Raw genomic sequence first — 23,862 nt, forward strand, 5'->3', positions numbered from 1 at the left:
CGTCAACCTTTGACTGATAATAATATTGTACCTGTGTACGCTGCAAAATCCTAGCGTGTATTGGGATACAATAAAAAAGTGGCCTACTATCATTTAGTAGACCATTTGACTCTCATGTATTCACGTTATTTATTAGCCGCTATAGGCCTGGGCTAATAAGTCTGAAACTCTAGCCCAACGCCTGCTCCAATATCACTTGACTGAGTATCAGAGTCTACGCCCCATAAGCGAGATGTCACTAAAGTTTTTGGATTCAACTGATGCGCCCATGATATGTCAATAGCGGTCAGTTTATCTTTCATTGGAAAGGCTTGGTTATCAGACTTTCCAGTGCGACGATCCAACTCTCCTGACTGATTAACCTTAGCATATTGCAGTTTTGTATTGACAAAGTTTCGACTATCTAGCCATAGCTTGCCACCTACTGATATGCTCTCTGCATCGCCGCCCAAAGAATGCCCGAGTGGATAGCCTTGCTGGTAGTAACCATCGGTATATGTACTATGATCATGGGATACGCCTCGGACTTTACCACTAGTACGTGTGTCTGCATATTCTGTATACAATTGATATGGCATACCATAAGCTTCCGAAGCGTAGTCAGCACCGGCAAGGTACATGTTCTTCGCTGGTAGCCCGCCCGCCTCATCTTCGCCCACATATTGTGCGTATACTGTGGCTGGGATATTTACCAAAGGCGCAAGATTCATACGCGCATCAAAACCACCTAATTGATTAGCAGGGTCTTCACCAATCGTCGCACCATTGTCACCATTATCTTTAGTGCCTAAAATAGCATCACCAAAGGAGCTAAAACTCTCTGGACGACCTTCCCCGCCCCACATAAAGGTTCGAGACGCACCAACTTCTAGCCATGGTAAAGGACTGGCCGTCAGACGAGCACCAAATAGCTTAGCATCTGGTACGGCATCATAATCTTCAAGCTGACCTGCAAATAATTGATACTGCCATGGACCAACCCATGAAAGATAAGGCGAGGTTGGTGCATTTTGCTCATCACGTTGCATGGTGATACCTGCAACAGGGCGACTGGCATCGCCACGAATCAAACTGCCGTCAGTACCAGGACCCCACCATGTCGGGATCTGACCGGCAATCAACCATTGATTGGCAGCAGAGCCAGCAATATATGAGCCTTCAAAACTCAAGTCGTTACTGTCTTCGAGCAAACTATCGTTTTTAGATTGGCTTGAAGTTTCATTTCCCAATTTTCTTCACTCAAACTGAGCGCTGCTGAAACCTCTTGACCTGCTAAATGGTCATCAGCAAAAGTTTGCGGCAACTGCTGACGATCGGTCTGTACATAAGCGTCTACTTCAGCCTTCACCAAGGAGTTGGGGTTTTTAGCAAGTGTGGCACGGACTGACTGTAGTACTTTTGCTGCGCGTCGGTACTCACCTGAGCCGTGGTGATTGCTTTTGTAATTTCATTAGCAGTTAAAGGCCATGTACTGGTACTAATGTGAGTGACGCCTTGCGCATTTAACCATTCTAGCTCTGACTTGAGCTTCATATCATTCATATACAAATTCTGTGCTGAGGCCAGCATGGATATCATACCAACCCTACTAACACACTCAGCTGCTTGTACTTTCTTTGTTTAGACATAATTATCTACTCTTTATAAAGTGTACTTATCCAGAATAGATAAGTTTTAATGAATCATTATTTATTTAGCATCCGCATCGATACGGGCAAGAACTTTGTCTAAAGCCTGAACAGTTTGCGTAATCTCTGCTTCTGTCAAGGTCGGATGCACCAAAAACATCAAACTGGTTTCACCCAATTGTTTGGCTATTGGCAGCCTGATTTCTGGACGCAGACCTGTATCATCAAAGGCTTTTTCTAAATACACTTCCGACGCCGAGCCTGAAAAGCACGGCACGCCTTGCCTCATTAATCGCTGCAATAATAGCATCTCGTGTCCAGCCTTCAGGGAGATTGTCAGGCTTTACATAAACATAAAGCTTATAGTAAGCGTGTTTGGCATCAGCAAAGTCGGCGCTGGTTTCTAGACGGGGTACAGACAGATAGCCTTTTTCTGCCCAGCGTGTACACGCATCCAAAATTGCTTGGGCATTTTGTGTACGTTTCTCAGTCCAATCGCTCATGCGCGTCAGCTGAATACGCCCGATTGCCGATTGCATCTCAGGCATACGCCAGTTGGTACCAAAGCTTTCATGCAGCCAGCGGTAACCAGGTGGGTGCTTGGTTTCATAGACAGCGGCGTAGCTTTTGCCGTGGTCTTTGTACGCCCACATTTTGCGCCACAAGTTTTCATCATTGGTGGTGACCATGCCGCCTTCACCGCCTGTGGTCATGATTTTGTCTTGGCAAAAGCTCCATGCGCCTACGTGACCGATACTGCCGACACTGCGTCCTTTATAGGTTGCGCCATGTGCCTGCGCGCAGTCTTCAATAACGTATAAATTATGCGCGTCTGCCAATGCCATGATACCATCCATGTCGCACGGCCAGCCAGCCAAATGCACGCAAATGACGGCTTTGGTCTTATCGGTCAATACGGCTTTGATGGTCTCAGGCGGATATTGCCAGTCTCGGCATCCACATCTGCAAATACAGGCGTCGCGCCTGCATTGACCACAAGAGATACTGGCGATAAAAGTGCGCGGCGTGACAATCACTTCATCACCTGCGCCGATATCCAGCGCTTTTAATGCTACATCCAATGCTAAGGTGCCATTAGCAACGGCTACTGCGTGTTGGCTGTCTGCCCACGCTGCAAATTCTTTTCAAACTCGCGCCCTTCTTGACCTGTCCAGTAGTTTACCTTATTAGATAATGGGACTTGACTGACAGCATCGGCCTCTCGCTGGGTGAAGCTTGGCCATGGTGAAAGGGAGTGTTTAACATAGTTTGTAAATCTCGTTTAAAAATGGTTATTTTAAAAAATAAAAACCTTAATAGTAGGTGTAAAACTAAGCAAACTTATTATTTAGATAAAGACTCAAGCAAATCTGGCATTATATGATAAACTCCATTATCGAGTAATGTTCTATCAATAACTTCACCTTCAATAATATAGCTAGCGTCAATTCTTCTAATAACTTCGTCATACAAATCTTTTTCTCATATAAATCAGTTATTTTAATATTGTCATTCTCGGTAATCATATCTTTAACAAAATAAGCGACGCTCTTAAAGCTCATATAATTATATTTTAGTCTATAAACTTTCGGCATTAATCCAGCCGATGCTGAGCCAACAATCTTTTCAATAAGAGAGTCATCTTCTAAAGTAGGCAAAGGTAGGATAGTCAAACCCTTAAGAATGTGAGAGTTTATCAACAATAGGCTATTTGCCATCATTTTTGACAACTGATAAAAATCACTCTTATACAACTCACTGAAAGTTGAAAAGTGTATAAAGGTCTTACCTTTGGAGTATTTCAATAAGTTCTGTAAAAAAACAATATTTCCATCTAAATACTGATTTTTAGTTATACTATTAGATGGTATAACAGCAGCACAATTAACTATCACTGTGATATCAGACCAGTCTAATTCTGAAAGTTGCATAGAATGACTATAAGGAATCACCTCCAATCCATGTGAGCGTAAACACTGAACAATTTCGCGCCCGAGTTGACCTCTCGCCCCAGTAACTAGAATTCTCATAATAAATTTGAAACCTGTAAAGCAGAGACTTTGCCTTGGAGATTTTCTTTGAGATCATCTAGACTACATTTTTCGACCATAACCTCTGCCCAATGCCTCAAAACAACCTTTTCATAGTTAATACTTGACTGGTACTTAATACCTAATTTAGCCTTCAAACAAAACTCTACTGGATTAAACCCCAAATAAGAACAAAAGGAGTTGTACCAGAAAACCTACTATTAATTTCAAATAATTTAGGTTCACCAGAGCTTGTTAGTCTGAGTTGAAAATTACAGGAACCTAGAATACCAATTTTCACTGCTATCTTTCTTACATAGCTTTCTATAACTTCAGATTTCACAGGAAAAGCTCTAAAGGTGTCTCCTGATCTTAAGTCTCTTCTTAAACATAACACATCTGATATGACACCATTATAAATGGCTGCCGTACACGTATATTCACTACCTTCAATATACTCTTGTACAATAGGGGTCTTCTAAAGAGTTAACCGCTTCTTTAGCTTCATTTATATTATTAACAAAATGCACGCCAATAGAGCGACAACCTACTCGAGGTTTGATAATTAGTGGGAATTTAATCTGCTCCCAATCTACTTCATTAGGCAGAAAAGTTTCAGGGTGGGAAAAATCATTTTCTTTCAAAAAATTAACTGTTTTATATTTATCATCTGCTATTTCAATAACATTAACTGGCGAAATTATTATATCAACATTAAATTTATCTTTAAGCTCACTAGAGTAAGTAGCACAATTGATTAGTTCCACATCAGTACCAGGAAAATAAAAATCAATATTTTGCTCAATACAAATCTGCTTAATTCTATCAAAATACAGCTCGTCGCTAGCAGCAGGAACTAAATAGCTATAGTCACCACCATATAAACCTGATGCTAACTCACTCATATCAGCAGTGACAATATAAATATCTAAATCATTTATTAATTTTAGAGACTTTACTATTCCCTGACCAACGCCACCACCCATACCTGTAACGAGAACTCTAATCATGGTAAGACCTTATCGTAATATTTTAGTAACTTTTCTTTGGTACTAGCTGTAGATTTGACTCAGTAATTGATTGACAATGTAAAGCTATATCATAGCTTAGAGGGATCGAAGTAATCGCAACTTCAGTGCTATTAATATCGCATGTTAGGAAGGAGGTACAGACCCCTTGGCTGCCCTAAACTACCGTTAGTGACCAAAAATGTCATTTGAACTAAATGAAAGAGTTTGGTGTATTGGCAATTCTAAAATATTAGAATCTACAACCCCGCCTTTATATTTCTTGTATTTTGCTCTGTGCGTATGACCAAATATAGCGCCGCGCAGTTTGCTACTAACCAAAATATTATAGTTTGATTGAAAATCTGTTTCTGTATTTAAATACGACCAGTTGCTATATTCAAATAAATTAGCATGTGAAAAGATGACGCCTTCATAACAAAACTATTAACCCATTCAAACTCATCTTCTAGTATAAAACTTAACTGCTCTGCACTATGCAATATTGATTCTAGAAGGAAGTTAGGAAATCTCTTGTATTGGTAGTTTTCATTATTTTGATGGTCGAAATATATTTGTTCATGATTACCTTTAATAAAAACACAATCATATTTTTCTTCTAGCCGATGCAATAAATCTATAGTTTCTTTTACATCTACCCCATATGTTAAAGCGTCACCAAGAAATATCAACTTATCAAAGTTGATATTTCGCAAACCATAAACTCTTTTAATGCTACACTATTTGCATGTATATCATTAACGACAACAAATTTCATTTATTTCCCTTGAACCTTGAGTTAAACTCTGTATCTATATGTTCAACACTTTCTTTCATAAAAACTTTTTCACTGTTTTAAGTAAAATATTAATATCTAACCATAATGACTGATTATCCACATACCAAGTATCGAGCGCAAACCTCTTATCCCAGCCAATCGCATTACGTCCATTAACCTGCGCATAGCCTGTAATACCAGGACGCACGTGATGGCGGCGTTTTACTCATCATTGTATAGCGGCAGATATTCCATTAATAACGGGCGTGGTCCGACTAAGCTCATATCGCCTTTAATCACATTCCAAAGCTCTGGCAGCTCATCTAAGCTGCTGTCACGCAGACGCTTGCCAAAATCTGTTAGGCGCTCACTATCAGGCGGTACATTGCCCTCAGCATCCACAGCATCTTTCATAGAGCGAAACTTGAGCATCTCAAACGGCTGACCATGCAAACCAGGACGAACTTGACGAAATAAGACAGGTGAGCCTAGATTCTTTTACTTTATAAGCGGTCACTGCATAGACAGGGCTAAGACCACGAGCGCGCTGGACGCCGCTGCAATATCAAACAGTCGTTTTATCATTGTATTCCCATCTCCGTTAACATCATCTGGTTGACCGCATTGACATCAAATTTATCCATAGCCACTTGGCGAGCAGCACAACCATCTTAGCAATTAACTCAGGCTCATCGATGAATTTTTGCATAGCTTCAGCCAAGGCGTCTGCATCCTTGACGGGTACCAGATAGCCATTATGCCCATTAATGACCGTTTCGCGGCAACCTGGCGCATCGGTTGTGATGACCGCGCGACCCATGGCCATTGCCTCTAGCACAGTACGCGGCGTCCCCTCACGATAAGAGGGCAACACATAGACGGAGCTGTCTGCGATGGCAGGCTTGACATCTGTAAGCTTGCCCAAAAAGTTAAACAGTCCATCATCAATCCACGTATCCAGCTCACGCTGCTCAATCGCATCAGGGTTGTCATCGACCCAGCCTACCAAGTCAAACTGCACGTTGGGATGACGCGATTTGATAATGGCTGCGGCCTGAGCATACTCGCGCACCCCTTTGCGCCAAGCAAACGCGCAATGAGCAAAAATCGCGGTACAGGCACGTCGTTTTCTGTCGGCAGTGGCGCAACGCTGTATTCTGATACATTGACGCCTGAGCCATTGACCACCGTACTGGGTGTTGATGGTTTTAAAATACCATTTTTTAAATAGCGCTTGATCATCAGGATTTTGGAAAAGACTTTATCTGCTGTCATCAATGCTGCGGCATATAACTGATGCATCACTTTTTGTAAATTGGACTTTTGTACCCTACCTCTTCTGCCCCACTAAAGGCGTAGCCAAGCCCTGTTATCAGCGCAAAAATATGCGGCACACGGGCAAGCTTAGCAGCGAGCGAACCATAAATAACCGGTTTGATGGTATAGCCAAGCACATAATCAGGTTTAACTTTCGTCATCAAGCGATACAGCTCAATAATGGTTTTTAAGTCTTTTTTGGGATTTGGTGCCTGTACGCTGCATAGTTATGTCATGCACATAATAGCCCAAATCTTTTAACACTTGGTGCTCATCAGGATAGGCGCCAAAGTCAGGCGCAACGACATGCACTTCAAACCCTGTATCTTTGATAGCAGCAATGAGAGCGCCACGGAATCTCAAAATAGAGGCTGGATAGCTAGCTATGAATAAAAATTTCATTAGTTATTATGACCTTGCTTCTTTACGAAAGAATTAATATCTGAACCATCTTTATTTTTAATTGTTAATTTTCTTCTGTCTTTTCCAATCACAGAAATTAATAAAAATATAAGTATGGGTGCAAACATCCATTTTGACGTATAGCAATACCTAAGTTTGCCGTAGTCATAGATAAAACTAGCCATGCTAATATTACGTATACCCACATGAACTTACGGTTTTCAGTAAAGTTTTGCCTTTTTTCTTGATTAATGCATAGAAACCAATAACAAATAAATAAAGCAAAATCAAGTTATCAATAGCTGCTGCTAAAGTAGTTACAGATCTAGCCTCAAAAATAAGTGGACGGAACATATAGGTAAATAATTGCATCGGTAAACTCATATTAGCAATATCTACTCCCCACCTTCCATATTATAGGATTGACGTTGTTCCACATAATCTATCAATGCTTCAGAACTGCTTGGATCTGACACGCCAGCATATTCCAATGCAAAGGGCACCATTACTGCTGCACCAGCAATCGCTACTGCCCCCTAAAAATATACGCTTAAGAGGACTACTCTTCTTATCGAACATAACTGACATAGCCAATGCTATTATCATCATACCTGCCATATGTGGACGAACCATAAGCATCAAAAGATAGCAAATATCATAAGCCATACACGCTTATTAAGCTGTAGAGCTGCCCACAATGCTAGGCCCATTGCTAAAAACGAGATTGCATCCTTACCAATGGCTGATGACCAAAAAAACTAACAGAAGGCAAAAATACAATTAGGGTTGCCAATCTTTTTAAAATTTACTTTTGTACTGAGTTGCTTGCTTTAAAGCACCATCAAAAGCAAGTAAACCCACAGCACCGAAAATATTAAATACTAAAAACAACTTAATATACCAAAGCCAAATCCATGAACTAATATACTTGTTAAGCCATCAACTGCTGCAGTCCCAAATTCAAAATCAAATCCTTAGATACTGCTTTTTTCATAGTAAGCCGTTGAATCAGCCGGGTTCTTTAAAGAGTATAAGAAATACAGAAGACAAAATATTGTATGCCACAAATATAGTCCCAAGCCGCGCTTGACTTTTAAACTAAAGTAACGGCTAAAATTAGTTATAAACAGAATACCTGTTAAGAATACTAAGAAAGCGCTGATAAGTGACCATGAATTTTCAAACATATACTTCAACTTTCAGAAATGTCTTAATAGCATTTAATACATAAGTAGTCACTTTACTTCTTCCAAACATTATTATACTTCTCAACCATAATCTCTATGTCGAAATTATCTAAAATCCTTTTTCGTGCAGACTTTATTTTTATAGCCCATTTTTGTTCATTTTCTTTTCTTGAAAACCTTTAATAATCGCATTAGCTAGTTCTTCTGAGTTATTCTCTGAAACTATCCAACCTGAATCGCCAATTATCACGGCAGAATCCCCTATATCAGTTGCTATACATGGTGTACCACAAGCCATAGCTTCGGCTATAACATTTGGAAAACCTTCCCCGTAAGAAGAACTTAATATATGGATATCTAAAGCGTTCATAATATTTGGAATATCACTTCTTTGATCTAATAAATGTACTTGGTCATATGAATCTAATTTTTTATTTTATGTAAGAGTTCTTTATTTTTTCATTTAAATCTCTACCTACAAGTACAAGATCAAAATTATAACCTTGTTTTTTTATGAGGCTTAGTGCTTCTAATAATCCCTCATGATTCTTTTGAGGATCATACCTGCCTACCATACCTAGTACAGGATGCTTACCAATATTTAGCTCTTCTCTAATAGCACTTCGACTATTACTGTTGATATTGAATGTACTTAAGTCATAACCATTGCCAATAACAACGATTTTTCTCTGTCATAACCTAGATCAGTATGAGCTTTAATAGCACCTTGTGCGCAAGATATAATTTTTGGAATTACCTTACTTAATCTTGCATTTATTTTGCAATTTTTATAGTGCTAGCTTTCGTATGATTTTCATCAAAATTGCTATGTCTTATGTTCCAAAAATCTTCTTAATACCTAATGATTTTGCAACAATGCCACCAATTAAATCTGCATGATACATCCACGTTTGTACTACATCTGGATCAATTCTTCTTAAGTATCTACGTAGTTTATATATAGATGCTAATGATATTCCTCCTGCCTTCATATTTAGACAGTATACGTCAAGGCCTCTTTCCAACAATAATGGACCATATTTTCCAAGGTCCATCATTGAAATAATGATATGTTCATTTTCTTCATCATGAGTGATCAAACGGTATAAAACGCCTTCAGCTCCTCCATTATTTAATCCTGTTATTATGTGTACTACTTTCATATACAAACCTTATAATTTTTATCTAATAAATGATACGTCCATACTAAACTGAATAGTATTTTCTATACCATTTAACGAATTTGGATATACCTTCTTCAATAGTAGTAGCAGGCTTAAAATCTATATCATTCACAAGCTCATCTACGTTTGCGTAAGTTATAGGTACATCACCTGCTTGCATTGGTAACAAGGTTTCTTGAGCTTTTTCCACAGGCATCTTCAATAGCAGTGATAAATCGACGCAATGTAACAGGTTGGTTGTTACCTATATTATATACTTTATAAGGCGCTTTAGCCTTACTGACATCAGAGCTTTGGGGAATTGGTACTTTATAAATGATACGAGTAATACCTTCTACAATATCGTCAATATAAGTGAAATCACGTTGCATTTCACCATTGTTGAAGACATCTATATTCTCACCATCAAGAATCTTTTTAGTGAAGAAAAATATGCCATATCAGGACGACCATAAGGACCATAAACGGTAAAAATCGGAGACCTGTAGTTGGTATATTATATAAATGACTGTAAGTATGTGCCATTAGCTCATTAGATTTTTTGGTTGCCGCATATAAGCTAATTGGATAGTCTACGATATCATCAGTACTGAACGGCTGTTTTACATTCATACCGTATACTGAACTAGAACTTGCGTATACTAAATGCTTGATATTGTGGTGACGGCATCCTTCTAGAATATTTACAAACCCTACAACGTTTGAATCAACGTATGCATGTGGGTTTTCTATAGAGTAACGAACCCCAGCTTGAGCTCCAAGATTAATGACAATATCAAAATTGTTTTCAGCAAACAAATTTGATATAGCGTCTGGTCAGCAAGATCTAGTTTAATAAACCTAAAATTACCTATAGAAGACATCTCATTCAATATCTGAAGACGACTATTTTTTAAATTTGGGTCATAATAGTCATTTATATTATCAATACCAACAATAGTTTCTTCGTTTTCTAATGAGGGTGCTTCCAAAAGAGCTTTGATTAGATGGAAACCGATAAATCCTGCTGCACCTGTAACGAGTATTTTCATTCGTCACCTCCAAAAATATCTCTACTATAAACCTTATGCATAACATCAGTTAGATCATTAGATAACCTATTGGTGACAATCACATCGCTTAGACTCTTGAACTCTTCTATATCTTTGAACACTTTTGAGTTAAAAACTCTGGTTTATCTAAAACAGGTTCATATACGATTACTTCAATACCTTTTGCTTTGATGCGTTTCATTACCCCTTGAATAGCGGAAGCTCTGAAATTATCTGAACCTTCTTTCATTACTAGTCTATATATGCCGACTGTCTTCGGACTCATTGCTATAATTGAATCTGCAATAAAGTCTTTTCTTGTACGATTTGAGTCTACAATAGCTCTTATAATATTATTAGGAACTTCATCATAATTGGCTAACAACTGCTTTTGTATCTTTGGGCAAACAATAGCCACCATATCCTAGTGAAGGATTATTGTAATGGCTACCAATACGATCATCTAAGCAAACACCTTCTATTATTTGACGGGTATCCAATCCAAATGATTGAGCATAGGTGTCAAGCTCATTGAAATAAGCAACTCTCATCGCTAAGTAGGTATTGGAAAAAGTTTAATCGCTTCTGCCTCTGTAGAATCAGTAAATAATATAGGACTATCTTTCTTAATCGCTCCTTCTATAAGCATATCTGCAAACGCTTGAGCTCTATCAGACTTTTCTCCCACAATAATCCTCGAAGGGTATAAGTTGTCATAAAGCGCCTTACCCTCACGCAAGAACTCTGGAGAGAAGATAATATTATCTGTGCCTAATTGCTTTTTATATTCTCAGTAAAGCCAACTGGAACGGTTGATTTGATAATCATTATAGCTGACTGGTTAATTTCTTTAACTTGATTGATGACTGACTCAACACTATCAGTATTAAAATAGTTGGTCTTAACATCATAGTTGGTAGGTGTCGCTATAATGACAAAATCAGCATTCTGATATGCTTCATTTGGATCGAGAGTCGCTCTAAAATTTAGGTGTTTTTCACTTAGAAATTGCGATATTTCTACATCTTGAATAGGGAGAAATACGACTGTTTAATAATTCAACTTTCTCAGGCAATATATCGATAGCAACAACTTCATTATGTTGTGCGAATATTATTGCGTTGGATAGCCCAACGTACCCAGTACCGGCTACTGCTATTTTCATCCTCTACCTTCACTATGTTATAGAATACCTACCAGGGCATATCCCCGATTTGGTTTCCAATGAATAATATTGCAAACAAGACATAATGTAACTCAAGATGTCGAGCCAATTTTCATCGCTAATTGTAATACTACGATCGTTTTGTGCAAACTTACTTTTGATGATCTTACAAAGATCCTGCTGCTGGAAAAACTATAGAAGAGGTTCTTACCTCATTATCTGGTTCAAAATAATTCAAAACATTAAAAATTATTCGGATTTTAATTAACAGTTTTCTTAGGGTGTGTATAGAATTCAAATCAGGGGCAACCAGATAAAGACACAAGCGAGCATTACCGCCGCTGCATAGCTATCTTTGAGCTTATCATATCGCGTGGCAATGCCCTAAAATGTTTCAATCTAGCAAAAGCGTTTTCTACCAAATGACGGCAACGATACAAATACCAATCTAGTGTGTCGTTACAGCTTTTAGAGTTCGACTTAACAGGTATGACTGACTGAGCACAGTGCGTGAAGATACACTCTCTAATATCGCTACTATCGTAGCCCCTGTCTGCAATCACCGCTTTAGTCTGGTTATTAATCGTGCTAAATATCAACGCCTTTGCCATCTTAGAGTCATGTACTTGCCCACCTGACAGCTCAACATGTATAGGGTTGCCACAAGCATCGACCACTAAGTGCAGTTTGCTGCTATTACCTGCAACGCTTTTACCAATGGCCTCATCAAGATGACTGGCTGCGCCTGTACTATGCTGATGAGCTTTGACCACGCTACCGTCTATAAATAACCATTCACTATCATAGTTTGCTGTGACTATCTTCATGAGCTTTTGCCATTTACCGGTTTTACGCCAGTAACGGTATTGATGATATATGCTAGACCAATGACCAAAATAAGAAGGTAAGTCTCGCCATGGACAGCCTACTCGTATGCGGTACAACATGCCTTCAACGGTACGTCTTAGATTGGGCTTGTTATATACGTTAATTTGTCGCAATATAATAAATAGCTTGTGCCAATGTTCATCGTTGAGCTTGGTGCGAGCCATAAGTGACGCCTTGTTTCTTTGTTGTGGTAAACATTAGAGTAAGGCGTTGCTTATTTTTCAATGTTTTCTCAATTCTATACAGCCCCTAATAAACCACAAATTTTCTAGCTGAGCTAGCCTACTAGCTCAGCTAGCCTAAAGCAACCTTTAAACACCAAGCAGGAACAAACAAAGCAAAATTCATCCCAATATCGCTATAACATTTTCATAGTAGGTTCACTATAGTATAAAGCGTTATAAAGATTAACTTATAAAAGCGAACTTAGCTCGGATGATACCTGATTATACTATAGTCAGTTCTAGATAAATCAACACATTATTAGTCATGTAATAATATTCAGAGACTATAAAAAATTTATTCTAGTAGCAATATATTATTTTTAAAGTAAATCAACTACAGTATAGAATCATTGGTGTGAATAACTAAATCTTAGTTTATAATCTTTGCAGAATATCTATTAAGATCTCTAATTATGTGTACGACATTCATATTATTATCCCGACTTATAACAGCCCATGTCATGAAATAGTTTAGGAGATTATTCTCTATCTAGCCTTGGCATAGGAGTTTAGCCTGAGCCCACATTTTATTAAAGAAGAGTCATTAAACACATCTATCGATAGAATTTTAAAGTTAGCAAGTCAGTAAATCATAATACTTATCTACAGATTCTCTTACACTGAAAAAGAAGCTCTTGTCTGTATGTCTTTTTGCATTGGATCATCTAATGACTTTATTATAGCTTTAGCTAATAGATCAGCACTGTATGGGGTACCAATTCTCCCAAAGGCCTCCTTCTAATATCTCACTTGGCCCACTGGGACAATCTGTACTTACAACTGGAGTTCCACATGCCATAGCTTCAACTATTACGTTGCCAAAGCCTTCGGATACTGACGATACAACAAATAGATCAGCATGAGACATCCACGCATAAGGGTTATCAACAAATCCTAGTAATTGTACACTGTCATTTAAATCCAAAATATTAATTAAATGCTCTAGATCAGCTCTAAGTTTACCCTCACCCAGAATTATCAGGTTACAACCTCTCTTTTCACGAACTTTCTTAAAAGCATAGATTAATTTTTCAAAATCTTTTTCAGGAGTCAGCCTACCTACTGCTAAGATCAAGGGTGGTAAACTCTTTCTAATCCAAGGATGTGAAATCAAACCTTTTGAGCGCTTGATAAGATCTTCGGAGAAAATAGGGTTGTAAATTGTCGTAATTTTATTCCGTTCAATATTAATTTCACTAACTAAAGCATCTGCGACCCCGTTTGAGACAGCTACGATCTCATGAGATTTCTTGTAAGCCCAACGCATTAACAAAGTAAGAACTAAACCCTTTGCACGTCCGAAGTGCTTTTTGATGCTGTTAAATTATTATGTTCACTTAGAACGACCTTTGTATCAGACTTACTAATCAACTTGGCTAATACGGTGGCAATATTAACATAATTCATAGCTGATAAAATGGCATCAGGGTTTTCTTTGTTTAAGTATTTAGATAAAGGAAAGATACCATTTAGCACTCTCGATGTATCTAAATTGACGATATTAACTTTTGGAGGCATCCTTTAGATAGGGCCCTTCTGCTTTATTTAAGACTAAATCTACCTGAATATCTTTTCAGCTAAACCATTAGCAAGAGCTAGCATAACTCGCTCAGCACCTCCACCTCTCATTGACGGAATATATAAGGCGACTTTTTCATTTGATATCCTATTAGCTTTTCTTTGTCTGCTGATGTTTTATTAACTGCATAAAGAGTCTGAGTTTTATTCTGATAGATAGCTGTATTTGATAAATAGATGTTGCTTATCGTTTAGGCATAAACTACTTTCAAACATTTATCTACACTAATAGATATTTTTCTATGTAAATCAGACAATTGAATATTGTTAGAAGCTTCAAATGCTGACTTCACTTCATTCCAAGGGTGAGGGTTTAGGATGATGTCGCTATTAATAGCTACCCGTTTATCACCAGCTTCCTGCCATACCCCAGGGATCTTATCATCCCAAATTAAGGTTGATACTGATTTACCATAGGCTTTACCAATTATTCCAGCATGCATACGCATCGTAATCAAATAGTCTACATTAGATATTTGATCATATAAGTCGAGAGGAGATAAAGGCCTGTCTAGTAATATTGCATCAATTCCTTCTGATAGCATCGAACTATATATAGATTCTGCTTGTTCATAGTCTTGAATACTGCCGTTAGTCATGATATGAATTCGAATATTTTCTTTTTAGCTTTATAAGCCAGCCGCTTCCAAAAATCAATATATGTATCGGAGTCAACGTCTTTTAAATTTGGATTATATTTTTTAAAAGCATTTAAAGGCATAACATTAAAACCACAGACCTTTTTTCTGCTCTAAAATTTTTTATCTAAATCGTTATTAGCGGATGAACTAAGTGAAAATGCTAGATCAGGATAGACATTCAGTGAAATATCGTTTTTATGAGCGATTTGAGTCTATCTGAGGAATCAGAATCTCTCAAAGAAACAAATTTTGCAGAATTCAGAACTTTTTAACATTTTTTGCGCCTTGCTACTAAGCTCACTTCCAACGCCACAGCCTAATATACAGATAGGTTTATTAAACTCGTTGGCTATATCAGTTATTAGTGCTAATTTAGTGAGAAAACCAGCGCTAGTATCTGTTAATAATTGACCACCTCCAATTATTACCGCATCAGAACTACTAATTAATTCGCTCCAGTAGTTTGTAATGTCCTGTCGATGTACTAAATACCACATAGCATGAGTTATCATATACTGGGTGAGCTTATGATGCTTTATCTTCTTTGGTATTAACGATTTCCAACTACTATTGGTCAACTTTGACTTCGAGTCAGTGGAGCTTACAGGAAAACCACGTCTGAAAGATATGTCTAGAGGTATAGCTTCAATATCTCTTGATGAAAGAAGTGTGCTCAAGCTATCATAAATAGCATAGTCTCCAAGGTTAGAGCTAAAGACCTCTGCTGCTATTACTATCTTTTTCATTTTCAAGCTATCCTTCTAATTAAACCAAAGAAAGTACAATCTATATTTAATTGTTTTTTATTACTATCCAAAGATAAATATTCCAAACTAGCAGAGCTGTAGTGGCCCCTAAAGCTGCCCCATCTATGCCAAGATGTGGTATTAAAGCTAGATTTAATACCACATTTATTATGGTAGATAATGACATACCTTTAATTACGAATTTTTCATTACCTGACATTGTCAAGATTGAGATGGAAGAGCCAAAAAGCATTTACCGCTTGTCCCAATGAAATTATTAGTAGTGCACGATAGCCAACTACATATTCACTACCAAAAATAAGACCCAATATTTCTGTACCAAAAAATAAAAGACCAATACTACTGGAAAAGTGAGACCAAAACTTAGAATTGAGCCAAGAGAGGCTGTTTTTGAAGGTATCCTTTGGGCAAAAGCACTTGCCAGTCTAGGTGTAATAACCATATTTACGACTTGTAATCCAAAGACAGCTAGAGCAGCACCAGATACAACAATTTTATATACACCTACATCTGAAGCTATTCCCATACTACCTAGCATTAAGATATCTACTTGTGAGCTCAGCGACTGCATTCCTGTCATTAAAGCTAGTGGTAGAATAGTAAATAACCAAGGCCTGTTGAAAAAACAGGCTTAGTAACCTTTTAACTCTGGAGGTCTAGCTTTTAGTAGTAGTCCTGCTCCTACGATAAATGCTATCAACGCTGCTACTAGGTGGACGCCCATGGAATACGCTGGATCTAAAGTAATATCTAGCTGTATTAGTATTAACAAAATACTGCAAAAGGATAGGTCTTATTAAGCTCTCAGGAAGTTGACCTTGGATTATGAGCCCTAATCCTCTAAGGGCGGCTCCTCTCACATTTCCCATTGCCATGATAAGAGACATAGCTAGGCCTAAAGCGAAAGTTTTATACTCTATAAATACCTTAGCTCCCTCAAAGAAGTTCAAAATCGCCAAAGTAGAAAAGAATATATTACGAGTGATAGTGTCATTATTACAAAACCACTCCATAACCATATACCCTTCATCTTACCCCAATCATTTAGAGCTTTAGTACTAGCAGTTTCTCTAAGTACTAAGGTCGGCATCCCTGCCGTCGCAGGTAAAGCTAAAAGACTAACTATAGCTAGGATATAAGAATAAATCCCAAAATGCTCAGCTCCTAAGGTTCTAGCAAGTAATACAGAACATAGGAAAGTAGCTCCTACAGACAATACTCGTACTAAAAAAAGTTCCTGCAAGCAACCTAGATAGTTTAGATGTCAGGAGGCTTTGTTTACTCATATTTTAATTAGCCTGAGTTAAAAGATTCTAATAATATAATTATTACTTATTAGTTAAGGACTTTACATACCAAGGCATCGCTTTCTCAATACCTTGAATAATATCGAACTGTGGCTCATAGCCTAATGCATTTTGTATCTTAGTAATATCAGCCTGACTATGACGCACATCCCCTGCTCTAAAATCTCGATAGACTGCTGCTTGAGTATAGCTAACGCCATTAGCGCTTAAATGCTCTTTAAGTGCTGAAAACAGCGTATTCAGGGTCGTACGTCCACCTACTGCCACGTTATACACCTGATTTTTAGCTTCTCCAGTAGCCGTCGCTGCTAATATATTAGCCTGTACGGCATTTTCAATAAAATTAAAGTCGCGACTGGTATCACCATCGCCATTAATGAATACTTCATCACCTGCGATCATAGCGGCCGTCCATTTCGGTATCACCGCCGCATAGGCACCATCAGGGGTTTGACGCTTACCAAAGATATTGAAATACCGCAGACCGATCGTCTTAAAGCCATATGTACGTGAGAACACATCTGCATATAGCTCATTGACATATTTAGTCACCGCATATGGCGATAAAGGATTACCAATATTTTCCTCAACTTTTGGCAGTGCCGGATGATCACCATATGTTGAGCTACTAGCAGCATAGGTGAAGCTAGCTACATCGGCATCGCGAGCGGCTACCAGCATATTTAAAAAGCCTGAGATATTAGTATCATTGGTTGCGATAGGATCAGCGATAGAGCGCGGTACTGAGCCTAGCGCTGCTTGGTGCAGCACGTAATCAACACCTTGACAGGCTTTCGAGCAATCAGTTAACTGACGAATATCACCCTCTATAAAAGTAAAATTTTCCCACTGTTCAGCGCTTACTAAACTTTTCACTTCGTCCAAGTTATGCTGAAAACCTGTAGCGAAATTGTCTAACCCCACCACTTTTTGATCAAGCAATAATAGTGTCTCAAGCAAATTAGAGCCAATAAAGCCCGCTACTCCTGTGATAAGCCAAGTTTTAGGCGTCTGTACTAATGTTTCTTTCACTTTATTGTAGGTTGTTACTGTCATAGTATTGCTCGCATGCTGTTATTGTAAGACTATATAGGCTTATAGACGGATATCTGTGTCTTCTTTGGCGAACACATACTTCAGATCATATAGCACATGATTATGTTTACCTAAACTTCTTATATGCGCTACGCCCATATCGACAAACTCACTGTGAGCTACTGCTAAAATAATACTATCATAGCTATTGGCTGTAGGCTCATTGACAGGCTTAACACCGTACTCTCTTTGGGCCTCTACAGCATCTACCCATGGGTCGTACACATCGACATCGATATTATATTCTTGCAGCTCGTGTACGATATCGATGACTTTGGTATTACGCACGTCTGGGCAGTTCTCTTTAAAGCTCAATCCCAAAATCAGTACCTTAGCGCCCTCTACCTGAATGCGCTTTTTGATCATGGTTTTAATAAGCTGCGTGGTGACGTATTCGCCCATACTATCATTGAGGCGACGACCTGCCAAGATAATCTCAGGGTTATAACCGATTGCTTGAGCCTTATGCGTCAAGTAATACGGATCGACACCGATGCAGTGACCACCGACCAGACCTGGGCGGAACGGTAAGAAATTCCATTTAGTACCAGCAGCTTCTAGTACTGCCTGCGTATCGATACCCATCTTATTAAAGATAACGGCAAGCTCATTGATAAGGGCAATATTCACGTCACGTTGAGTATTTTCAATCACCTTTGCAGCTTCAGCAACCTTGATAGACGCCGCTTTATGCGTACCCGCAGTAATCACAAGGTTATAGACTTCGTCGACAAAGTCCGCAATCTCAGGCGTTGAACCAGCTGTTACTTTCAGGATGTTAGTAACACGGTGCTCTTTATCACCTGGGTTAATACGCTCAGGGCTATAACCTGCATAAAAGTCTTGGTTAAAGCTCAATCCTGACACTTTCTCTAGCACAGGGATACACACTTCCTCAGTTGCGCCAGGATAGACGGTCGACTCATAGACGACGATATCCCCTTGCTTTAACACGCCGCCGATGGCCTCTGAAGCTTTGATAAGTGGCGTGAGATCTGGCTGCTTATACGCATCAATCGGTGTCGGTACAGTCACAATAAAGAAGTTACAGTCCTTTAACTCATTGATATCTGAGCTATATCTTAAATGTGTAGCTTCTGCCAGCTCCTCTTCACCGACTTCTAAGGTATGATCAATACCTGTATTGAGTGCTGAAATACGTTCAGCATTGATATCAAAGCCTATAACCGAGTGATTTTTACCGAACTCTACTGCTAATGGTAGCCCCACGTAACCAAGACCAATAACGGCAATTTTGATATTATCAATATTTAGCATAGTATCTATCAACCAACCTTATCAATGAGTGTTTTCCAAATTAGGAGTGAACTGTAGTATCTTCTTTATATCCATCTACAAAATGTTTGAACTGCAACTTTAACCATATAACGTCGTATAATTGAGATTTTTCTGGTAATTTCTCTAATACCCGTTCAAGATCTGTTAAAGAAAACCTATGCTCCATAGCTTGCATAATAAGAGGATGAGCAGTTTCTTCAACATTGTCATCACCGATTATGAGCTCTTCATAGAGCTTCTCACCAGGGCGAAGACCTGTAAAGACAATTTCGATATCACCATTAGGATGCTTATCGTCTTTGACCTCATGCCCACTTAGGTGAATCATACGCTGAGCCAGATCGACAATCTTTACTGGCTCTCCCATGTTAAGAACAAAAACCTCACCACCTTGCGCCATAGCACCTGCCTGTATTACTAGATTAGCAGCCTCTGGAATAGTCATAAAATAACGGGTTACATCAGGATGGGTGACAGTGATAGGTAAACCTTGTTCGATTTGTTTGGTAAAAACAGGTACTACAGATCCTGATGAGCCTAGTACGTTGCCGAATCGAACCATACTGATACAGGTTTTGCTATCTGGCTTTATTGAGGTAGCTTCATGACTCAATGCCTGGCATACAAGTTCTGCCAAACGCTTTGTGGCACCCATCACATTAGTAGGTCTAACAGCTTTGTCAGTAGATATCAAAACAAAGGTTTCTACATCTGTTTGAATAGCAGCACGCGCACAGTGGTAAGTACCTCGAGTATTATTAATAACCCCTTGAAACGGATTGTGCTCGACCATAGGCACATGTTTATATGCTGCTGCATGGTAGACTGTTTGTACATGATAAGTCTGAAATATCCTCATAAGGTTATGCTCATCAGTCACATTACCAATAATGGATACGATTTGAATGTCCTGATATTCATTACTACTAGCCTGTTTTGCCAAAAGCTCTTGGTGAATACTATAAAGGGCAAACTCTGATAGCTCGTATAACACCAGACAAGTTGGTTTATTTTTGATGATTTGACGGCACAACTCACTACCGATAGAGCCACCCGCTCCAGTTACCAAGACAGATTTATGAGCGATATTTTTCTTCAGCAACTCTTCGTCAGGCTCTACAGTTTGGCGATCTAATACGTCTAATATATCGATCTTGCGCATATGGCTAACCGTGACTTTTTCGTCAGCCAATTCTTTTAGACTGGGTAGCTCTTTTATCTTGATAGAGATATGTGAAAGCTTCTCAATAATTTTGCGCTTACGAGCACGGCTAATCGAGGGTACTGCCAAAAATACTTGGGCAATATCAAGGGTATTTACGATATCCAATAAGTTATCAGTATGGTAGATCTTTTTACCCATAATATGGGCACCTGTTAGCTGACGATCATCATCAACAAAAGCAACCACACTATATTTATGTGAGTTACTCAAACCTTTCATCAACTCCTGCCCTGCTTCACCTGCACCATAAATCAAAATATTATCGTAATCTATAAGCTCACCCTCAAAACGCTTACCTTGCCATCGCTTCAATAATTCTTTAATTGTCAGACGACTGTTCCACAGCCAGATATAAAGCAAAAACAGAAACAAAATAGGGGGTCGATCGAGGGATTTGTGGCAGTACATCAAAGTAGATAATCAGTTCATAAAAAACAATCAGCACAAAAAACAGCTGCAATACACCACTCATAACCGTATCAAGAAACCCTCTAGATACGCCATGATAAAAGCCTACAAGGTATAAACCAATGACAGGAATTAAGGCATATAAACTTAATGTCCATAAACTAATATGAAGCTCGATATAACCATATCGCAATAATAGTGACAAAAACAGACAGGCAATAGCCATTATAAAGTCTGCGCTAATCAAAATCAGACGCTTGACATATCTTGGCAGCGACAACAGGTACTGAGCGATAGATTGCAACACATTTCCACCTATAAGCTTCGGCTTACGTTTGACACTATGTAAAGACTTTTCAACCATATGGATTGTCTATTCATCCCACATCGTTTTTAAGAACTAAGTTAGTTAATAGCATACTACTGGTTGTTACCATAGGCATAACTATAATGATAGCTGTATTTGCTCATGATACCCTGCTGTACGTCATTTAAGATAATTCCATCTACTTCTATATTTGCCTTATTCATCTGATTGACCGCATAGACCAGTTGTCCCTCAATTGAGTTATCGTATCTAGTTACCATCAATACTTTATTAGCATATTGCGCCAGTATCATTGCATCGGAAGCTGCGAGGATCGGCGGTGAATCAATAATGATATAGTCATAATGTAGACTCAACTCTGTCATTAGGTTATTGAGCCTGCTATCAGACAACAGTGATGCAGGATTGCGTGGATACTCACCTCTTGGCATAAAATCAATATTATCTATATTGGTCGGATGGATAAAGCTCGCTAGATTACTGATCTTTTGGGTGGTGATAGCTTCTGGGACTTGAGCGTTATTCTGCGCAAAATTAGTCATATTTTGTGATGATTTATCTTGCGATAGATAGTCGGCCAAACCGTTATCTTGGGTCATACCAAATATTTTATGCAGCTCACCCAAGCGCATATCTGCGTCCATAATCAGCACCTTCTTGTCTAACTGAGCAAAAACTTCCGTTAGATTGGCCGAGATAAATGATTTACCAACGCCAGGACTCTCACCAGTGATAAGTATAACTTTCGCCCTTTGGCCCGCTTGCTCTGGTGTCGTCATACCGAACATCAGGCTCGTTCTTAAGCTTTTGATGGCTTCATAACTCAAGCTGTTACTATCAACATAGGCCAGCAAACGATTAGGCGCTTTCTTATCTTTACGTAATCTGGTCAGTAGAGGTGAACGAGGAATCGTTGCGACCACAGGTACACCCGTTTTTGCTTCGATACGTTCAGGGTCTTTAACCACATTTCTAAGCATGTTTTTCAGGAGTACGAGCAATACACCTACCATAGTGCTTAGTAGCGTTGCTAACACCCAAATTTGTGGCTTATTTGGCGCAATAGCATTGAAAGTATTGATAGGCAAATCAATAATACGAGCGTAGCCGATCTGACCAGCTCTCACGACTTTTAGCTGTTCATAATTTTTTAGCAGTGTTAGGTATATTTCTCTATTAATCGCTGTATCTTCAGACAACTGTAAGAACTCCCTTTGTATTTCCGGCAATCCTTCAATGGTGTCATCTATATTTTGTTTTCTACGATTAAGTACGTCGAGTTGTTCGTTGATCTGGATGACTAATGGATGCTCTTCCGTATAATAGGTAGTCAAATCAGCTTTTTCAGCTTGAGCTCATTAATCTGTGTATCAATTTGAGAGTTCTCTGATAATAAAAGTTCAGCTTCTTTGCTAACGTCAATAGTACCGTTATTTTCACGGAATTTATTAAATGCTGCTTCAGAATCTTCTAACTTTTTCTTCAAGTCTGGAATCTGTGTTTCCATAAACTTGATTGTTCTGGTTGTTTCTTCAGTGCCCCGCGTTTGGTTCTGATCTACATAAGACAGAATTATTTCTTTCAATATCAAACTGACTTGCTGTTGGTTAGACCCTGTCATAGACAGCTCAACAATACCAGTCTGTTGCCCTTGCTCAACTACGGATAGCTTGCTGTTTATTGAATCAGTAGTAGTCTGTAGAGATTGCTTGGCTAAGTTGATAGGATGAGAGTTGTCAGGTAAATCAGTCACAGTAATCTGAATCTGACCATCTACACCCTTAAATAAATGCGGTTTATTCAACTGGCCTTTAAAATCATCGAACCCATTGCTCAAGACAAAACCTGTTTCGGATTTGGTCAGAGTAAATGTTTGATTAAGATAAGCTTGCGATACATTGAACTGGCTAATCTGAGCATCGCCGTCTTCTGTTTGTAACGATACACCATCAGGAGTATTAATTTGGGTAGCGACGCGATCACTTTTGATCCGATCAATATAGCCGATAGAAGGATCCATTAGACGTATACGCAAGTTTAACTTATCTACTACAGGCTCAAGTATCATACGAGATCTTATCAGCTCGGACTCTGTCTGAGCTTTGCTCGATTGTGGAGCGATGAGCTCTGATGCAGTTGTACCTAATGCTGATATACCTTGAGAGTTTTCCTCTATTTGTATCAAAGCATCGGATTTGAAAGTGGGGTTCACATAGCGCCCGTACAGCACACCAATCAATAAGCCAATTAATGCGAAAAACAATACAGTTTTCCAGCCACGCAAAATGGCAAATAGCAGCGCCATAAGATCAATGTCATCATTATTTTCTTTCGAAACAGGGTTTGATAAATTTTTCGAATCTGTACTCATAA

19 protein-coding genes and 7 pseudogenes are annotated in these 23,862 nt (G+C 38.7%); all 26 read right to left on the bottom strand.

The window, feature by feature from the left end:
* Positions 1–152: 152 nt before the first annotated feature.
* Positions 153–1,578 (bottom strand): annotated as a pseudogene (locus PKHYL_RS12390) (capsule assembly Wzi family protein).
* A gap of 111 nt (positions 1,579–1,689) precedes the next feature.
* Positions 1,690–1,875, bottom strand: a complete 186-nt coding sequence (locus tag PKHYL_RS12395) for a hypothetical protein (RefSeq protein WP_240365314.1) — start codon at positions 1,873–1,875, stop codon at positions 1,690–1,692.
* A pseudogene (locus PKHYL_RS12400) lies at positions 1,853–2,713 on the bottom strand (DegT/DnrJ/EryC1/StrS family aminotransferase); the annotation flags it as partial. The gene PKHYL_RS12395 and the pseudogene PKHYL_RS12400, both read right to left, overlap by 23 nt.
* A 291-nt stretch (positions 2,714–3,004) precedes the next feature.
* The gene (locus tag PKHYL_RS12405) at positions 3,005–3,658 is read right to left on the bottom strand and encodes an NAD-dependent epimerase/dehydratase family protein (RefSeq protein WP_240365316.1); all 654 of its coding nucleotides are present in this window, start codon (positions 3,656–3,658) and stop codon (positions 3,005–3,007) included.
* 166 nt (positions 3,659–3,824) lie between these two features.
* The gene (locus PKHYL_RS18945) at positions 3,825–4,127 is read right to left on the bottom strand and encodes an ATP-grasp domain-containing protein (protein ID WP_442966159.1); all 303 of its coding nucleotides are present in this window, start codon (positions 4,125–4,127) and stop codon (positions 3,825–3,827) included.
* Positions 4,108–4,668 (bottom strand): ATP-grasp domain-containing protein, encoded by a 561-nt coding sequence (locus tag PKHYL_RS12410; RefSeq protein WP_240365317.1) that lies wholly within the window; start codon positions 4,666–4,668, stop codon positions 4,108–4,110. Before PKHYL_RS12410 ends, PKHYL_RS18945 begins: the two co-directional genes overlap by 20 nt.
* Positions 4,669–5,042: 374 nt before the next feature.
* Entirely contained in the window at positions 5,043–5,381 is a 339-nt protein-coding gene (locus tag PKHYL_RS12415) for a metallophosphoesterase (RefSeq protein WP_240365318.1), read from the bottom strand.
* Between the two features lie 120 nt (positions 5,382–5,501).
* A pseudogene (locus PKHYL_RS12420) lies at positions 5,502–6,028 on the bottom strand (sugar transferase); the annotation flags it as partial.
* Positions 6,025–7,162: pseudogene (locus PKHYL_RS12425) on the bottom strand (glycosyltransferase family 4 protein). The pseudogenes PKHYL_RS12420 and PKHYL_RS12425, both read right to left, overlap by 4 nt.
* A 192-nt stretch (positions 7,163–7,354) precedes the next feature.
* Positions 7,355–7,534: a hypothetical protein gene (locus PKHYL_RS12430; RefSeq protein ID WP_240365319.1), complete on the bottom strand. Its 180-nt coding sequence runs from the start codon at positions 7,532–7,534 to the stop codon at positions 7,355–7,357.
* Positions 7,535–8,488: 954 nt separating this feature from the next.
* Entirely contained in the window at positions 8,489–8,719 is a 231-nt protein-coding gene (locus tag PKHYL_RS17720; RefSeq protein WP_269778174.1) for a glycosyltransferase, read from the bottom strand.
* Between the two features lie 61 nt (positions 8,720–8,780).
* Complete coding sequence (locus PKHYL_RS18950) at positions 8,781–8,924, bottom strand: glycosyltransferase (protein ID WP_442966078.1); 144 nt, start codon at positions 8,922–8,924, stop codon at positions 8,781–8,783.
* A 258-nt stretch (positions 8,925–9,182) separates the two neighbouring features.
* Positions 9,183–9,512 carry a hypothetical protein gene (locus PKHYL_RS12440; RefSeq protein WP_240365320.1) on the bottom strand — a complete coding sequence of 110 codons (330 nt, stop codon included), beginning with the start codon at positions 9,510–9,512 and terminating at the stop codon, positions 9,183–9,185.
* A gap of 43 nt (positions 9,513–9,555) precedes the next feature.
* A pseudogene (locus tag PKHYL_RS17725) lies at positions 9,556–10,564 on the bottom strand (NAD-dependent epimerase).
* A pseudogene (locus tag PKHYL_RS12455) lies at positions 10,561–11,729 on the bottom strand (nucleotide sugar dehydrogenase). Before PKHYL_RS12455 ends, PKHYL_RS17725 begins: the two co-directional pseudogenes overlap by 4 nt.
* A gap of 294 nt (positions 11,730–12,023) precedes the next feature.
* Positions 12,024–12,781, bottom strand: a protein-coding gene (locus PKHYL_RS12460) for an IS5 family transposase (RefSeq protein WP_240365322.1) whose coding sequence is annotated in 2 segments (ribosomal slippage) — positions 12,024–12,115 and positions 12,115–12,781 — 759 coding nt in all. Because the reading frame shifts where the segments join, the coding sequence is not laid out codon by codon here.
* A 757-nt stretch (positions 12,782–13,538) separates the two neighbouring features.
* Positions 13,539–14,108: a glycosyltransferase gene (locus PKHYL_RS12465; RefSeq protein ID WP_240366533.1), complete on the bottom strand. Its 570-nt coding sequence runs from the start codon at positions 14,106–14,108 to the stop codon at positions 13,539–13,541.
* 502 nt (positions 14,109–14,610) lie between these two features.
* The gene (locus PKHYL_RS12470) at positions 14,611–15,018 is read right to left on the bottom strand and encodes a polysaccharide pyruvyl transferase family protein (RefSeq protein WP_240365323.1); all 408 of its coding nucleotides are present in this window, start codon (positions 15,016–15,018) and stop codon (positions 14,611–14,613) included.
* 266 nt (positions 15,019–15,284) lie between these two features.
* On the bottom strand, positions 15,285–15,806 hold the full coding sequence (locus tag PKHYL_RS12475; RefSeq protein ID WP_240365324.1) for a polysaccharide pyruvyl transferase family protein: 522 nt from the start codon (positions 15,804–15,806) through the stop codon (positions 15,285–15,287).
* Positions 15,807–16,104: 298 nt separating this feature from the next.
* Positions 16,105–16,398 (bottom strand): hypothetical protein, encoded by a 294-nt coding sequence (locus tag PKHYL_RS12480; RefSeq protein ID WP_240365325.1) that lies wholly within the window; start codon positions 16,396–16,398, stop codon positions 16,105–16,107.
* Positions 16,399–16,773: 375 nt separating this feature from the next.
* A complete protein-coding gene (locus PKHYL_RS18955; protein WP_442966079.1) occupies positions 16,774–17,070 on the bottom strand; it encodes an oligosaccharide flippase family protein in 297 nt (98 codons plus the stop codon).
* Between the two features lie 85 nt (positions 17,071–17,155).
* Positions 17,156–18,190, bottom strand: a complete 1,035-nt coding sequence (locus PKHYL_RS12485) for an NAD-dependent epimerase/dehydratase family protein (RefSeq protein ID WP_240365326.1) — start codon at positions 18,188–18,190, stop codon at positions 17,156–17,158.
* A gap of 39 nt (positions 18,191–18,229) precedes the next feature.
* The gene (gene tviB / locus PKHYL_RS12490; RefSeq protein ID WP_240365327.1) at positions 18,230–19,507 is read right to left on the bottom strand and encodes a Vi polysaccharide biosynthesis UDP-N-acetylglucosamine C-6 dehydrogenase TviB; all 1,278 of its coding nucleotides are present in this window, start codon (positions 19,505–19,507) and stop codon (positions 18,230–18,232) included.
* 40 nt (positions 19,508–19,547) lie between these two features.
* Positions 19,548–21,065 (bottom strand): polysaccharide biosynthesis protein, encoded by a 1,518-nt coding sequence (locus tag PKHYL_RS12495; RefSeq protein WP_240365328.1) that lies wholly within the window; start codon positions 21,063–21,065, stop codon positions 19,548–19,550.
* Between the two features lie 7 nt (positions 21,066–21,072).
* On the bottom strand, positions 21,073–21,525 hold the full coding sequence (locus PKHYL_RS12500; RefSeq protein ID WP_240365329.1) for a hypothetical protein: 453 nt from the start codon (positions 21,523–21,525) through the stop codon (positions 21,073–21,075).
* 56 nt (positions 21,526–21,581) lie between these two features.
* Positions 21,582–23,860: pseudogene (locus tag PKHYL_RS18960) on the bottom strand (GNVR domain-containing protein).
* Between the last annotated feature and the right edge of the window lie 2 nt (positions 23,861–23,862).

Origin of the sequence: Psychrobacter sp. KH172YL61, from assembly GCF_007182895.1 — a bacterium.
Taxonomy (GTDB): domain Bacteria; phylum Pseudomonadota; class Gammaproteobacteria; order Pseudomonadales; family Moraxellaceae; genus Psychrobacter; species Psychrobacter pacificensis.

Coding starts and splice junctions, on each gene's coding strand:
- PKHYL_RS12405 (WP_240365316.1), bottom strand. CDS start 3,658: ATGAGAATTCTAGTTACTGGGGCGAGAGGTCAACTCGGGCGCGAAATT.
- PKHYL_RS12410 (WP_240365317.1), bottom strand. CDS start 4,668: ATGATTAGAGTTCTCGTTACAGGTATGGGTGGTGGCGTTGGTCAGGGA.
- PKHYL_RS12430 (WP_240365319.1), bottom strand. CDS start 7,534: ATGCAATTATTTACCTATATGTTCCGTCCACTTATTTTTGAGGCTAGA.
- PKHYL_RS17720 (WP_269778174.1), bottom strand. CDS start 8,719: ATGAACGCTTTAGATATCCATATATTAAGTTCTTCTTACGGGGAAGGT.
- PKHYL_RS18950 (WP_442966078.1), bottom strand. CDS start 8,924: ATGGTAGGCAGGTATGATCCTCAAAAGAATCATGAGGGATTATTAGAA.
- PKHYL_RS12440 (WP_240365320.1), bottom strand. CDS start 9,512: ATGAAAGTAGTACACATAATAACAGGATTAAATAATGGAGGAGCTGAA.
- PKHYL_RS12465 (WP_240366533.1), bottom strand. CDS start 14,108: ATGCGTTGGGCTTACAAGAAATCTCATGAGATCGTAGCTGTCTCAAAC.
- PKHYL_RS12470 (WP_240365323.1), bottom strand. CDS start 15,018: ATGACTAACGGCAGTATTCAAGACTATGAACAAGCAGAATCTATATAT.
- PKHYL_RS12475 (WP_240365324.1), bottom strand. CDS start 15,806: ATGAAAAAGATAGTAATAGCAGCAGAGGTCTTTAGCTCTAACCTTGGA.
- PKHYL_RS12480 (WP_240365325.1), bottom strand. CDS start 16,398: ATGCAGTCGCTGAGCTCACAAGTAGATATCTTAATGCTAGGTAGTATG.
- PKHYL_RS12485 (WP_240365326.1), bottom strand. CDS start 18,190: ATGACAGTAACAACCTACAATAAAGTGAAAGAAACATTAGTACAGACG.
- tviB (WP_240365327.1), bottom strand. CDS start 19,507: ATGCTAAATATTGATAATATCAAAATTGCCGTTATTGGTCTTGGTTAC.
- PKHYL_RS12500 (WP_240365329.1), bottom strand. CDS start 21,525: ATGGTTGAAAAGTCTTTACATAGTGTCAAACGTAAGCCGAAGCTTATA.